We start from the raw sequence: 13909 nt of genomic DNA, 5'->3' as shown, positions 1-13909 counted from the left end.
ACTGATTTTTAACCTATTTATAACAGTTGTTGAAATTTTTTTAGTCAGTTGAAGCAACCTCGACAGTTTTTTTGCATCTCTATAGAAATTGCTATGGAGAATGAAAAATATTTTGTTCTTTTTTATGGTTATCCTGCTTTCGTGCAATAGCGATGATGATAATGATAGTGTGAACTGCACTGAAGAAATTCGTGCAGGGCTTGTTGTCAGAGTCAAAGATGCCGTTACTAATCTGGAGCTTCAGGAAGGAGTAGTTGTTACTGCTACGGATGGGAGCTATTCTGAAATATTAGAATACGGATCGACTAGTACATCGACTTTTGTCGGAGCATTTGAAAGGCCAGGAAATTATATTCTGACAGTATCTGCAAATGGTTATCAATCTTTTGCTTCAGGTTTGATAACAGTAACTGCAGATGTATGTCACGTTATTCCGAAGAATGTAACCATTGCGTTGCAACCGGAATAAAAAAAGTCCCGATACCACCGGGACTTTTTTCGTTATTATTTCAGAGGTCCGATTCTTATTGAATCGGATTTTCTATATAAAGCAGGTTCAATTATAGATTGAACGATGCGCCAAAACTAAAGACGAATTGGTTGTTCAGATGTTCATAGCCAAATACGTCGCTTTCATATTTTGCAATTGGAATATTGAATTCGGTAAATAGGCCAAATCCGTTGGTGAAGAAATAGCGTCCGCCCAAATGCCCGCCAAAATTTCGTAAACCTAAATCCAATCCAGGATAAATGTCAAAATTTTCAGGCAAGCCCATCACGTTTCCGATGTTAGCATTAAAACGCGCTTTAAGGTCAAATCGGTCCTCAAACTTTGAGCCGTCGCCGTCTACGCCTAATAAATAAGTAGTATAGCCTCCGATAGACATGTTTTCTCCGATTCCATAGTCATACGTAGCCATAATTCCTATTGCATGATCTTGAAAGTTGGCTCCCACTTGAAATTTTTTATCTCCTTTACCATTAAAAGCTTGAGCATTTCCTAAAAAAGCACTTAAAAGCAAACCAAATGTTATAATTTTCTTCATAATTAAGATTTTGTGCAAATATATGGGTTTTTATGAGTTTTTGAAACAAATTTAATTTCTGCCATTTTCTTCAGGATATAGCTGATAGACCGGATCGCTTTGCCAAAACTGCTTGGTATCAATATCTAATATCGTCAGCGGTCCTTTAAAAGCTGCGCCAGTGTCTACATTCCAGATATTGGCCTTGTTGATAGGAACAGTTTCTCCAATTCTGGTAACCGGCGTATGACCGATGAATATTTCTTTGTAAAGATTGAATCGTTTTGGATAATATGGACTGTCTTTTTCTATAGTGCTGTCCAAGGACAGGGCATTTTCCCATAATGTTCGTTCCCAATAGAACATTTTCGGAAAATATTCATACGTAACGCCGTTGAGGTTGGTGAATCCGGCATGAATAAAGAGGCGATTGTGCTCGTCGAGATGATAATTTTCCAAAGTTTTCAGAAAATCAATATGAACTTGCTTTTCGTCTTGTGACAGAAGGTTGTATTTTTCCATAGTCAGCCGCCCGCCATGATTGAACCATTGCGGATTGTCTTTTTTTGCTTCCAGCCATTGCAATAGCAAGTCGTCGTGGTTTCCTCTCAGAAAAATACAATTGTGCGTAGTTTTTAAAGCGATTAAAAAGTCAATTACTTCGGGAGATTCGCTCCAGCCGTCGACATAATCGCCAAGAAAAATCAAAGTGTCAGTATTGGTTACATCGGCTCTTTTGAAAATTTGGTGCAGGGCTTTCAATGCGCCGTGAATGTCTCCAATGATTAGGGTTCTGTTCATTGAATTAAAAGTATTGAATTCAAATATCATAAAAACAATCGACTATGTAAAAGAAAAATTCATATTTATCGTTTTGTTAGGAATGATAATTTAACTTAAAATTCTTACTTTTTTAAATTGCTATGAGAAACATCTTCCCCCTACTTGTTTTTTTGCTTCTTGTGGGCCAAATTTTATACGGCCAGAATACTATCAAAGGAAAAATCATAGATTCTGAAACTAAAGAGCCCCTAGCTTTTGCAACGGTCTTGATTAATGGTGACAGTCGCAAAGGGGTTTCTTCTGATATTGAGGGGCTTTTTTCCTATAAAAATTCCTCTCCAATTTCAACAATCAGTTGCAGTTATATGGGTTATGAAAATTTTTCAACGCCTGTTTCAAAAGGAGATACTGAAATAGTGATTGCGCTGGTTCGATCAAAATTTGACCTGACGGAGGTAGTGATAGAATCTGGCGAAAATCCAGCCAATGCAATAATGAGAAAGGTAATCGCGAATAAGGAAATCAACAATCCGGAGAATATAAGTTCTTTCAAATATCGGTCTTATAACAAGTTGATTTATGATTATAGGTCTGAATCGGCTGATAAAAGGGACAGCATTTTTATGCGCCAAAAGCTAAAAGGGAGCCACTTTTTTATGATGGAATCTGTAACCAATAGGAAATTTATAAAACCAGATGTCAGCGAAGAAGTTGTAGTAGCAACTAGAGTGTCCGGATTTACGAACCCTACATTTGCTTCATTGGCGACAGATTTCCAGCCTTTTTCTTTTTATAAAGACAACATCAAGCTGTTCAATATCAACTATCTGAACCCGATCAGCAATGGAAGCTTAAAAAAGTATAAATTCCGTATAGAAGATACAATCTATCAGCAGAAAGATACGGTCTATATCCTGTCATTTAAACCCTTGCCGAATAAAAATTTCGAAGGATTAAAAGGGTTTTTATACATCAACACGAACAAATATGCCGTGCAGAATGTAATTGCCTCGCCATTTGAAAAAGGTAAAATTGATATCAAGATACAGCAACAGTATGTTTTAGCAGACGATAAATATTGGTTTCCGCAACAGCTCAATTATGCCTTGGTTTTTAACGAATTCCCGACTCCAAGAATAGGGATGCTTATTGACGGCAAAAGCTATATTGATCAGGTTGAGGTAGATGTGCCACTGCGGAAAAAGGATTTTTCGCTAGAATCGGTGCGGATGGATGAAAATGCGGCCCAAAAAGACAGTCTTTTTTGGGCAAACTCACGAGCCGAAAAATTAAATCGTACCGAAGAAACTACGTATAGAGTCATTGATAGCATTGGAAAGAAAGCGAATTTTGACGGTCTATTAACCTTTATGGAGCGATTTTCGCAAGGAAGGATTCCGATAGGACCAATTGATATCGACCTGTCGAAAACATTCAGTTATAATAAATACGAAGGATTTCGTTTGGGCACGGGCATCTATACCAACGATAAGTTGTTCAAAAATTTAGAACTCGGCGGATTTTTCGGCTACGGATTGGAAGATCATGATTGGAAATACGGAGGTGAAGTTTCCTATAAGCTTTCTAAAGAAAACGAAATGAAGATCGGAGCAAAATTCCAGCAGAATCTTATTGAAACGGGGAACTATGGCTTAAATAATTATGAGCCGGGTCTGTATAATTTTAGGAATTATATCGGATTTCAATACGACATGATTCGACAGTCTAACCTGAACTTTAGTTTTCGAACCCTACGATATTTGCGATTCAAGGTAGATTTTAACCACACGAAAACCAATCCGAAGTACGATTATGTCTTCCAAAATAATGGTCAGAATTTTGTGGATTATACCAATTCAGACTTGACAATCAACTTGAGATTTGCCTATAAGGAAAAATTCATAAACAGCCTTAACCAAAGGTATTCGATGGGCACAACCTATCCGGTTCTGAATCTTGCGTATACCAAAGGAATCAAGAATTTTATGGACAGTGATTTCAGTTACAACAAAATTGAAGCTACGGTCCAGCAGTCTTTCTTCACGAAGAATTTTGGCCAGACCGATTACCGCATAGAAGCTGGTTTTGTTGATAATCCGTTACCATACGGACTTTTATTTACAGGAGAAGGAGGTTATGACAGCAAGTCCGCAATTATCATGAAAAATACGTTTCAGACTCTGCGTCCGTATGAATTCCTGTCGAATCGTTATGTCAACTTATTTCTTTCGCACAATTTTGGAGGACTGCTTTTCAAATCCGGAAAATTCCAGCCTGGTGTGACTTGGCATAATAATATCGGCTGGGGAGATTTGTCGAACAAAAGCGCTCATCAATTGATAGGGTTCAAGACAAAAGACAAGATTTTTACGGAAACAGGCCTGCAGATTGACAATATTTTGAAAGCCAACTATATGAATGTGGCTTACCTCGGATTAGGGTTTGGGGTATATTACCGATATGGAGCTTACTCACATCCAGAATTTAATGACAATCTGGCTTTTAAATTCTCGCTATCGATGTCAATCAAGTGATGTATCGTATTTCATCTTTCGCAAGATTCGCATAGCTTCCTTAAAGCTCACATAAACTGTCGGATTTTCGAAACTTTTCAGCAAAGGTTTCGCGTCAATGAGTTTTTGCTTGGCGTCTTCAAATCCGTTGAGATAGCAGATCATAAAGGTAGAAGGAAGATTTTCCAGATCTTTTTTTTCTCTTTCGGAAAGAGCTAATCCTTTGTCTAATTTGGAAAGAAGCGATAAGTTGGAATTATAGATGTGAAAAAGTACTTTTCTGTTGTACTGCGGCGGCTCAAAAAGAAATTGCGTTTCGATTTTATAATAGCCGTTGTCGTAAAAAGAAATCGTCTGTTTTTCTAAAGGATAGTAACTCGTTTTGTCATTCAGTCCGAGTGGAAGGTATTCCGTAATCGAAAACGTATGGTTATCATATTCGATCGAAACTTCATCTAGGGCTGAATAAAAAAGCTTCACCTGTTCATTGACCAGTTCAATGTCTACGCGGGATAAATAGGTTTTTTCCTTGACCTTCTTTTTATGCCCAGCCCAGCAGACGACAAATAATTCCTTAAAAACTTTATATTTCGGAGACATGTCTTTATGGCGATTGTTCATAAAGTCGATGACACCTTCTAAAGTATGTTCGATACTATTGCGAGAGTTGTTTTCAATGCTGATGACGGTTTCTATATTTTGGTAATTTTTGCCGATATCGTTTGGGATTTCATCCACAGGAACCGAATTGCTTCCTCTTCGTATAAAAGTAGATTTTGCCAAAATGGTATGAATTCCTTTTTTGAAGAAAGATACCCTTTTGCTCGGTTTTATCGTTACCAAACCTACGACTTTGTCTTTTGGAAGATTCGGAAACGGAACATTTTCGTATTGGATTTTTGGCGGATTTTCTAAAAAAGCATTCACAAGATTCTGGATGCGGCTGTCGTCAAAAAAATCATCCCCGACAATTTCATTGTCATGGTCTTCAACGCCTACGACGATATACGAATTGTTTGCAGGATTAGAATTCGACAATGCGCAGATGTGCTTTAGGAATTTTCCTTTTCCTTCGCGGGTATGAAGATTCAGCTGGCGCTTTTTGTCATAAAAGCTGCTCTCGTCATTGTGAGCGAGAAGATTTTTTATGAGCAGACGCTTGTTGATCATGGATTGGATTTTTAGACTGTTAGACTTTTAGATCGTAACAATCTAAAAATCCAACAATCAATTTTTAGATGATACGATTCACAATCGTCGAAGAAGCCTGGGCCGTCGACATGACGATTAGATCAGCAATATTAATATGATAAGGCCTAGTAATCACAAATCGGATAATATCGGCAATATCTTCTGGTTTTAAAGGTTCAAATCCTTTGTAGACATTGGAAGCCCGTTCAGCATCGCCCTTAAAACGCACTTGTGAAAATTCGGTTTCGACCATTCCGGGATGTATGCCTCCGACACGGATTCCATATTGGTTCAAGTCCATACGCATGCCTTGGTTGATTGCATCGACAGCATGTTTTGTGGCGCAATAGACATTTCCGTTGGGATAAACTTCTTTCGCGGCAGTCGAACCGATGTTAATGATATGACCGTTTCGCTTTTCGACCATTTTTGGAATGACGGCATGAGAAACGTACAAGAGTCCTTTTACGTTAATGTCGATCATAGCGTCCCAATCCTCCAAATCACCTTTTTCAATGGGATCGAGCCCATGGGCATTGCCTGCATTGTTGATCAGGATGTCGATTTCTGAAAATTCCTTTGGCAAAGAATCGATTGATTCTTGAACGGCTTTTTTCTTCCTTACGTCAAAATTCAAAGTATGGACTTTCGTGCGATGTTCCAATTCAAGTTGCAATTCTGCCAGACGGTCTTCGCGCCTGCCGCACAAAATCAGTTTAAAGTTGTGTTTTGCTAATTCAATAGCCGTAGCTCTTCCGATGCCGCTGGTAGCACCTGTTATTAGTACTGTTTTCATTATTTTATTTCTTTGTTGAAAATTTAAAATTCAAGATTCAACATTTTTATAAACAAGTTTGTGTTTCTAAGGAACCTTATTTCCCATGCTTTCTGTCCAGATGGCAAACCATTCTTCTTTTTCCAACTTAAATTCTGTCGCTTTATACAATTGCTGTATTCTCGAAACATTTACAGTTCCTGCAATCGGAATCACTTTGGCCGGATGCTGCAAAACCCATGACAAAAGAATCGTATCAGAACCTACATGGTATTTTCCAACCAACTCTGCCAAAAGCGTTTTTAGTCGTCTGGTCTGGTCTGTTTTTTCTCTAAAAACCGTTCCAAGCGGATTCCATGCCATAGGACGGATGTTGTGAACCTGCATGTGATCAAGGCTTCCGTCAAGCATCGCTTTGAAGTCGGTTGCAGAAAATTGCACCTGATTGTAGCTGACTTCTGTTTTGGAACGGATGAGGTCAGTTTGCGAAGGCGTAAAGTTAGACAGTCCGAAATCAAGAATCTTTCCTTCTGATTTTAATTTCGCTATAGCTTCCGCAATTTCATCAGCCTGCATTAATGGACTTGGACGGTGCAACAAAAGGACATCAAGATAGTCAGTATGCAGATTTTTTAATGAATTTTCTACCGACCAGATGATGTACTCTTTCGAATAATCATAATGCTTGATTTTGTTGTCTCTGTTTTCAGCAATATGCTGAATGCCGCATTTTGAGATTAGTTGTATTTTTTTTCTGTCGATTTGGCTTTCTGTGAAAGCCTTTCCAAAAGAGGCTTCCGTAGTATAACCGCCATAAATATCGGCGTGGTCAAAAGTGGTGATTTTATTTTCGAGGCAAACGTGAATCATGTTTGCCATTTCGGAAGTTGTGAGATTTTTATCCCAAACGCCCCAATTCATAGTTCCCGCAATTATGGGAGATAATGTTGTTTTCACGATGATTAGTTTTGAGTTTTTAAATTTATGAAAACAAAATCATAAATCATCCTTAAAACCAAGCCATTCAAATGTATTTTAACGTAATGTTAACAACTTACCTTTAAATAAATTTTCAATTTGCACTGTTAAAATTAAATACTAATTTCACGGCTTTTAAATATCAGATTATGGAAGAAAATGCTACTGCATTAGACATTAGGGCAATTAATGAAAAAATAGAAAGAGAAAGTGCTTTTATTGACTTGTTGATGATGGAAATGAATAAGGTCATCGTAGGTCAGAAGCACATGGTAGAACGATTGTTGATTGGGCTTTTGGGACAAGGGCATATTTTACTGGAAGGCGTTCCGGGATTGGCAAAAACATTAGCTATCAATACGCTTTCGCAAGCAGTTCAAGGTTCTTTCAGCCGTATTCAGTTTACACCAGATTTGCTTCCTGCCGACGTTGTCGGAACCATGATTTATAACATCAAAGACAATGTCTTTTCCATCAAGAAAGGACCTATTTTCGCTAATTTCGTCTTGGCAGATGAGATCAACCGTGCTCCTGCAAAAGTGCAGTCGGCACTATTGGAAGCCATGCAGGAAAAACAAGTGACGATTGGCGATACGACTTTCAAGCTAGACAAGCCATTTTTGGTTTTAGCTACGCAAAATCCTGTAGAACAAGAAGGAACGTATCCTTTGCCAGAAGCGCAAGTAGACCGTTTTATGCTAAAAACAGTTATCGATTATCCAAAAATCGATGAAGAGCGAATGGTTATACGCCAGAACCTAAAAGGCTCTTATGAAAAAGTAAATCCGGTAATTTCAACCGACCAGATTCTTCGCGCTCAAGAAGCCGTTCGTGAAGTGTATATGGATGAAAAAATCGAAAAATATATTCTGGATATTGTCTTTGCGACCCGTTACCCAGAAAAATACAAACTAGAAAACCTGAAACCATTGATCAGCTTTGGGGCCTCGCCTCGTGGAAGTATCAACTTGGCCAATGCGGCTAAATGTTACGCTTTCATCAAACGTAGAGGCTATGTGATTCCAGAAGATGTTCGTGCGGTGGTACATGACGTGCTTCGTCACAGAATCGGAATTACGTATGAAGCCGAAGCCGAAAACGTTACTTCTGTTGATATCATAAACAAGATCGTAAACGAAGTTGAAGTACCTTAGAAAGTTGATAGTTGACAGTTTATAGTTTATAGTTGAGGGTTCTTCTTGTTTTAAACGAACTATCCACTATAAACTATCCACTAAAAACTATTCACTATCCACTAAAAACTATCAACTAACAAAAATGGATACAAAGGAATTACTCAAAAAAGTACGAAAAATAGAAATCAAGACCCGAAGATTGAGCGATCATATTTTTTCGGGAGAATACCATACATCGTTCAAAGGGCGCGGGATGACATTCAGCGAAGTCCGCCAATACCAATTTGGAGATGATGTGCGCGCAATTGATTGGAATGTAACGGCGCGCTATAATGAACCGTATATCAAAGTTTTCGAAGAAGAAAGAGAGCTGACTATGATGCTAATGGTAGACGTCAGCGGTTCGGAAAGTTTTGGTACACAGAACAGTTTCAAGAAAGATATTGTGACAGAAATCGCTGCAACTATGGCCTTTTCAGCAACGCAGAACAATGATAAAATCGGGCTGATCCTATTTTCTGATGAAATTGAATTGTTCATTCCTCCTAAAAAAGGAAGATCGCACGTTTTGAGAATCATTCGCGAGTTGATTGAATTCAAGCCTAAAAGTCATAAGACAAACCTATCACAGGCATTGAAATTCTTGTCAGGAGTCATAAAAAAGAAAGCCATTGTTTTTGTGATTTCAGATTTTATGACAGATGATAATTATGAGCATACGCTGAAAATTGCCGGAAAGAAACATGACCTGACAGGAATTAGAGTATATGATGCTCGAGAAGAAAAAATGCCAAATATCGGAATGGTCAATATGCTGGATGCGGAAACAGGCGAAACGATGATGGTCAACACCGGCTCCAAATCAGTTCGTCTGGAATATGAAAAATACTATCAGGAGAAAATGAAATATTTCAAGGAAACATTCAGCAGATGCGGCTCAGGAACTGTAAATTCTAGAGTAGACGAAAGCTACGTGACAAAATTATTGGGCTATTTTAAATCGAGAGGTTAATCTTTTTTCCCCCTTTCATGAATAAAGATTAGGAACTAAAAAAATGAAAAACAACACCCTTTACATACTGCTCTTTTTATTGGTTGGGACATTTGCTTTCGGACAGCAAAAACGGGTAACGACATCCGTAGATTCTACCAAGGTCAAAATTGGAGCACAAATCAACCTTACGCTAAAAACTTCGGTCGATACGTTGTCGAACGTCGTATTTCCGGAAGGAACTAATTTCGGCCAGTTAGAAGTCTTGGAATCGTATCCAACAGATACCGTTAAAGAAAAAGACCGCTACCTGCTGACCAAGAGATACGGATTGACGCAATTTGATTCTGGAAAATATCTGATTCCAAGTTTGAAAGTATTGATTAACAACAAGCCCTTCGCAACAGATTCCCTTTTTGTTGCCGTTGCCGGAGTCAAAGTCGATACATTAAAACAAAAAATGTATGATATCAAAGGAATTGCAGAGGTTAAAGAGTCGATGGGGAATTGGTGGAAATACCTTCTCGGAATACTGCTATTGGCAGGAATCGGATACTTGATTTATTATTTCGTTAAAAACCGCAAAAAGAAAGAAAAGCCAGAAGCCATCGTATATGCAACACCGATTGAAAAAGCGGTAGGCTTGCTTAAAAATCTCGAGCAAAAAGAACTTTGGCAAAAAGGAGAAGTCAAAAATTATTATTCTGAATTGACCGATATTGCCAGAACCTATATCGAAGAAGAAATTCAAGTTCCAGCCATGGAAAGTACGACTTCGGAAGTTATCATAGGATTGCGAAATGCCGCAGTCAGAAAGAAAATGAAGATTTCTCAAGAAACGGTAGAAAATCTTGAGCGTGTTTTGCGTCAGGCCGATTTGGTGAAATTTGCCAAATCAAAACCGCTTGATTTCGAGATAGCCGAAGACAGAAAAAAGATAGAAAAGACAATTTTTACATTACACAAAGCCATACCAGAAGTAGAAGAGGAAGACGACGAGATGCTGATGCTGGATGCACAGAAAAAAGAATTATTGTTGAAGAAAAAACGCAAACGCAAGATTGCTATTGCGGTTTTTACAATTTCCTTTTTGGTTGTAGGAACGCTCACTTATTTTATCACGACTAAAGGATTAGAGTCTATTTTAGGACATCCGACAAAAGAATTATATGAAGGCGAATGGATCACGAGCGATTATGGTAATCCTGCGGTGACCATGGAAACGCCAAAAGTATTAAAAAGGACTAAACTTCCGAACGGCAGAAAAGACATGGGCGTAAAAGAAAGCCAAGCCTTCTCGTATGGAAGCTTTTTCGATGAAATATCTGTAAATGTTTCGACAACATCATTTAAAGATACACTGAGCAGACCGCTAGAAAAAGTAGTCGAAAGAGAAATCAAGTCGTTTGAAAAACAATATAAAGCCAAAGATGTTTTCGTAAAACAAGACCAATTTGACACCAAAGAAGGCATTACAGGAATAAAAGCCTATGGGTCGATGGTCATTTTTAAAGAAGACAGCGATAAAGAAATCAAGATCGGTTATGAAATCTTGGTATTTGCACAAGAACGAGGCCTTCAGGAAATCATCATCACCTATCGTGATAATGATGAATTCGGCTCTAAAATCTCCGATAGGATAATTAACTCAGTCGAACTTAAAAGAGTAAACTAAGATGAAGAATGTTACCTTTTTAAACCCTGAGTTTTTCTGGCTGTTTGTCCTAATTCCGATTGCTATTGCTTGGCAGATCTGGAAAGGAAAAAAACAAGCCTCGTTAAAAGTAAGCTCGCTAAAAGGATTCAAGGCAAAACCATCAGTTTTGGCAAAATTGAAACCTTTATTGTTTGTTTTCAGGATTCTGGCATTGAGCTTTTTGATTGTTGCTTTGGCCAGACCGCAAAGTGTAGACATCAGTAACAAGACCAACATTACAAACGGAATCGATATCGTGATGTCTATTGACGTTTCTGGAAGTATGCTAACGCGCGATTTGAAACCGAACCGTCTGGAAGCCTTGAAAAGAGTCGCTTCAGATTTCGTCGAAGCCCGTCCAAATGATAGAATCGGATTGGTTGTGTATGCGGCGGAAAGCTACACCAAGACGCCAGTGACCAGCGACAAAGCTGTAGTCCTTGATGCGTTGAATAGCGTAAAATACGACCAACTTCTGCAAGATGGAACCGGAATCGGTATGGGATTGGCAACTGCAGTAAACCGTTTGAAAGACAGCAAAGCAAAAAGCAAAGTGATTATCTTGCTTACGGATGGAGTCAACAATTCAGGTTTTATCGATCCAAGAATGGCTTCGGATATCGCAAGAGAATACGGAATAAAAGTATATACGATCGGAATTGGAACTACTGGAATGGCTGAATCTCCATACGCGATTGGTCCAAATGGAGAATTCGTCTACAGAATGATGCAAGTCGAAATCGACGAGCAATTGATGAAGGAAATTGCAAGAAATACAGACGGAAGATATTTTAGAGCCAAGAATAATCAGAGCCTGAAAGCCATCTATGATGAGATTAACAAGCTGGAAACCACAGAAATTGAAGAACAAAAATTCTACAATTATGATGAACGATTCAGGCCTTTTGCAATTGCTGCAGGTTTGCTTTTATTGCTAGAAGTTCTATTGAAAAATACAGTTTTTAGAAGCTTTATTTAAAAAATTATGTACGACGAATTAGACGAAAAAAAATATTTATACCTTTTGATCATCATCCCTATTCTGGTGCTGATTTTCCTATTCAATCTCTATTGGAAAAGAAGAAAGCAGAAAGAATTTGGAGATTTGAAACTGGTCAAAAAATTAACTCCCGAAAAATCGGTTTTCAAATCAACCCTAAAAATCACGGTTTTTCTTTCGGCGCTGGCCTGCCTGATTTTAGGATTAGTAAACCCTAAACTGGGAACCAAAGTAGAAACCGTTAAAAGAGAAGGAATTGATATTGTTTTCGCTATCGACGTCTCAAAGTCAATGCTGGCCGAAGATGTGGCGCCCAACCGTTTAGAAAAAAGCAAGCAAATTGTCTCGCAAATTATCAATCAGCTTGGAAGTGACAGAATAGGAATCGTAGCGTATGCTGGAAGCGCTTTTCCGGTTTTGCCGATTACGACAGACTATAGCGTAGCAAAAATGTTCCTCCAAAGCATGAATCCTGGAATGGTTTCGTCTCAAGGAACATCACTCGACGAAGCAATCCAGTTGTCGTCGACTTATTTTAATCCAGACAGCAAGACTAGCAAGTTGGTTATCATGATTTCTGATGGAGAAGACCATTCCGAAGGAATTGAAGATGCGACAGAAGAAGCAAACAAGAACGGCCTAAAGATCATAACGATTGGTGTTGGTACTGAAAAAGGAGGCCCGATTCCATTAAAAAGAAATGGTGTGGTCGAAAGTTTCCAGCGCGATCAAAATGACCAGATTGTCGTGACAAAACTCAACGAAACTACCTTAAAAGAAATTGCCAAAAACACAAAAGGCGGTTATGTGAACGGAAACAATACCAAAGAAGTAATAGACTATGTGAAGCATGCGTTGGATAATATCGAAAAAAGCGAATTCGAGACCAAGCAATTTGCTAACTACCAATCGCAATTCCAATGGCTTTTGGGAATCGCCTTCTTTTTGTTTTTCTTAGATATTTTCTTCTTGGAGAAAAAAACAACCTGGGTGAAAAAGATGAATTTATTTAATGAAAAGGAATAATATGAAACAGCTATTGCTATATGCAGTTCTATTTTTTTCCTTTGCAGCCATAGCACAGGAAAAAGACAAAAATTTGCCAAAAGGAAACAAAGAATTCAAAGAAAAAAACTATGCTGATGCTGAAGCCGAATATAGGATTTCATTATCCAAATCGCCTACAAAAGCGATGGCATCTTATAATTTGGGAAATACAATTTACAAGCAGAAACAGCCAAGCGAAGCAAAACTAGCGTATGTAAAAACTATCGAAAATGCCAAGACGAAGCCTCAAAAACACAAAGCGTTCCATAATCTTGGCAATATTTTCATGACCGAAAAGAAATATTCTGATGCCGTCGAAGCGTATAAAAATGCCTTAAGAAATAATCCGGCTGACGAACAGACGAGATACAATTATGCGCTAGCAAAAGAATATTTGAAAAACAATCCGGAACCGCCAAAAGACGACAAAAAGAAGGACAAGGATAAAAAAGAGAAAGATAAAGACAAGGAAAATAAAAAAGACGACAAAAAAGACGGAGACAAAGGAGATAAAGATAAAAAAGACGATAAAGGAAAAGGCGACGATAAAAAAGACAAGCAGGACGGCAAAGATGGCGACGGAAAGCAAGACAAAGATTCCGACCAAAAAGGCCAGCCGAAACCGCAGCCAGGCAACAGTCCGTCGAAACAACGAATTGAAAACCTGCTCGATGCCGTAAATAATGAAGAAAAGAAAATCCAAGACAAGGTCAATGCCCGAAAAGTAAAAGGCAAGCCTGTTCAAACAGAAAAAGACTGGTAATAGATGTTGAT

13 protein-coding genes are annotated in these 13909 nt (G+C 38.3%); 8 read left to right on the top strand and 5 right to left on the bottom strand.

All coding sequences use genetic code 11. The annotated features are described in order from the left end of the window. The first annotated feature begins 100 nt into the window (after window positions 1-100). Window positions 101-469: a carboxypeptidase-like regulatory domain-containing protein gene (locus CLV94_RS06645; protein ID WP_121375626.1), complete on the top strand. Its 369-nt coding sequence runs from the start codon at window positions 101-103 to the stop codon at window positions 467-469. Between the two features lie 91 nt (window positions 470-560). Here CLV94_RS06645 and CLV94_RS06640 read toward each other — a convergent pair whose 3' ends face one another. Beyond that, on the bottom strand, window positions 561-1046 hold the full coding sequence (locus CLV94_RS06640) for a DUF6646 family protein (protein ID WP_121375625.1): 486 nt from the start codon (window positions 1044-1046) through the stop codon (window positions 561-563). 51 nt (window positions 1047-1097) lie between these two features. Then, on the bottom strand, window positions 1098-1826 hold the full coding sequence (locus CLV94_RS06635) for a metallophosphoesterase family protein (protein ID WP_121376252.1): 729 nt from the start codon (window positions 1824-1826) through the stop codon (window positions 1098-1100). A gap of 122 nt (window positions 1827-1948) precedes the next feature. Here CLV94_RS06635 and CLV94_RS06630 point away from each other — a divergent pair, with 122 nt between their 5' ends. Then, on the top strand, window positions 1949-4342 hold the full coding sequence (locus CLV94_RS06630; RefSeq protein ID WP_121375624.1) for a DUF5686 family protein: 2394 nt from the start codon (window positions 1949-1951) through the stop codon (window positions 4340-4342). On the opposite strand, the gene CLV94_RS06625 is transcribed toward CLV94_RS06630, so the two are convergent. The 3 genes from CLV94_RS06625 to CLV94_RS06615 form a co-directional block, all read right to left on the bottom strand. Continuing rightward, window positions 4331-5491, bottom strand: coding sequence for an ATP-binding protein (locus tag CLV94_RS06625; RefSeq protein ID WP_121375623.1), 1161 nt, complete (start codon window positions 5489-5491; stop codon window positions 4331-4333). The two genes, CLV94_RS06630 and CLV94_RS06625, sit on opposite strands and share 12 nt — an antisense overlap. A 64-nt stretch (window positions 5492-5555) precedes the next feature. Then, a complete protein-coding gene (locus tag CLV94_RS06620) occupies window positions 5556-6311 on the bottom strand; it encodes an SDR family NAD(P)-dependent oxidoreductase (RefSeq protein WP_121375622.1) in 756 nt (251 codons plus the stop codon). A 63-nt stretch (window positions 6312-6374) separates the two neighbouring features. After that, window positions 6375-7247, bottom strand: coding sequence for an aldo/keto reductase (locus tag CLV94_RS06615; RefSeq protein ID WP_121375621.1), 873 nt, complete (start codon window positions 7245-7247; stop codon window positions 6375-6377). 167 nt (window positions 7248-7414) lie between these two features. On the opposite strand from CLV94_RS06615, the gene CLV94_RS06610 reads away from it, so the two are divergent. The 6 genes from CLV94_RS06610 to CLV94_RS06585 all read left to right on the top strand — a co-directional run bounded on the left by CLV94_RS06610 (window position 7415) and on the right by CLV94_RS06585 (window position 13898). Then, window positions 7415-8419, top strand: a complete 1005-nt coding sequence (locus CLV94_RS06610; protein WP_121375620.1) for an AAA family ATPase — start codon at window positions 7415-7417, stop codon at window positions 8417-8419. 124 nt (window positions 8420-8543) lie between these two features. Continuing rightward, window positions 8544-9413: a DUF58 domain-containing protein gene (locus CLV94_RS06605; protein WP_121375619.1), complete on the top strand. Its 870-nt coding sequence runs from the start codon at window positions 8544-8546 to the stop codon at window positions 9411-9413. A gap of 43 nt (window positions 9414-9456) precedes the next feature. Continuing rightward, window positions 9457-11067 (top strand): hypothetical protein, encoded by a 1611-nt coding sequence (locus CLV94_RS06600; RefSeq protein ID WP_121375618.1) that lies wholly within the window; start codon window positions 9457-9459, stop codon window positions 11065-11067. A gap of 1 nt (window position 11068) precedes the next feature. After that, entirely contained in the window at window positions 11069-12067 is a 999-nt protein-coding gene (locus CLV94_RS06595) for a vWA domain-containing protein (RefSeq protein ID WP_121375617.1), read from the top strand. Window positions 12068-12073: 6 nt separating this feature from the next. Then, window positions 12074-13114 carry a vWA domain-containing protein gene (locus CLV94_RS06590; protein ID WP_121375616.1) on the top strand — a complete coding sequence of 347 codons (1041 nt, stop codon included), beginning with the start codon at window positions 12074-12076 and terminating at the stop codon, window positions 13112-13114. Window position 13115: 1 nt separating this feature from the next. Continuing rightward, complete coding sequence (locus CLV94_RS06585; protein WP_121376251.1) at window positions 13116-13898, top strand: tetratricopeptide repeat protein; 783 nt, start codon at window positions 13116-13118, stop codon at window positions 13896-13898. Window positions 13899-13909: the final 11 nt, after the last annotated feature.

The sequence above is a fragment of the Flavobacterium endophyticum genome (assembly GCF_003634455.1).
In the GTDB taxonomy this organism is placed as follows: domain Bacteria; phylum Bacteroidota; class Bacteroidia; order Flavobacteriales; family Flavobacteriaceae; genus Flavobacterium; species Flavobacterium endophyticum.
This window is presented reverse-complemented; position numbering and strand designations above follow the sequence as displayed.